1 protein-coding gene is annotated in these 632 nt (G+C 34.3%); it reads left to right on the top strand.

Annotated features, from left to right (window positions below; translation table 11 throughout):
- Positions 1 to 38: 38 nt before the first annotated feature.
- Positions 39 to 584 (top strand): DUF5063 domain-containing protein, encoded by a 546-nt coding sequence (locus B2U95_RS15835; protein ID WP_296317877.1) that lies wholly within the window; start codon positions 39 to 41, stop codon positions 582 to 584.
- The last annotated feature ends 48 nt before the right edge of the window (positions 585 to 632 follow it).

Here is a 632-nt window from a genome sequence, read left to right as displayed (position 1 = left end):
TAACCATACACATCACGTTAGCCACAATATGACCACGAATGCAAAATTTGTCTAAAGAAATACAATCATTACTCGAATCAAAAGAAACTCAATATTTCTTGAAAGTTGCTCGTGGGTTTATTGAACTAATTGAAGTTAAGCATATTAAGGAAAAGGAATTTTATTTAGAAATTCACAAAAAACTATCTGAATTATATAACGCAGGACTTTCTCTCAACTCGGTAGAATTAATTCACTCAAATGAAAATACGGAATTTAAAATTGCTACCGAAAAGCGACTTGAAGGGAAAAACGTAAATCTGATTTCTTCACTTGGAAAGGACTGTTTTTATTGGGAGGTTTTTGACCCAACTTATGAAAAAGAAAACGAATCGACACAAGGTTGGCTCGTGGACGACATTGGAGATATTTATGCAGATTTGAAAGAAGAAGTATATAAAATTGACCAAATCGGAACTGACGAAGCGATTGAAGACGGACTCTGGCAATTGAAATTCGGATTTACTTCTCATTGGGGTAATCATTGTGTAAACGCGTTACGAGCTTTACATTACATATATTACGAAGGAAAAACGACAACGTGAAAAAATACTGTGGCTAACACAGTGTATAATTAATTGCTTGGGCAAGTG

This window comes from Winogradskyella sp. UBA3174 (assembly GCF_002364335.1).
Lineage (GTDB): Bacteria > Bacteroidota > Bacteroidia > Flavobacteriales > Flavobacteriaceae > Winogradskyella.
Note: the sequence above shows the minus strand (reverse complement) of the source record. Positions and strands in the feature narration are given on the sequence as shown.

Excerpts from the sequence above, each read along its gene's own strand:
- B2U95_RS15835 (WP_296317877.1), top strand. The coding sequence starts at position 39 with ATGCAAAATTTGTCTAAAGAAATACAATCATTACTCGAATCAAAAGAA.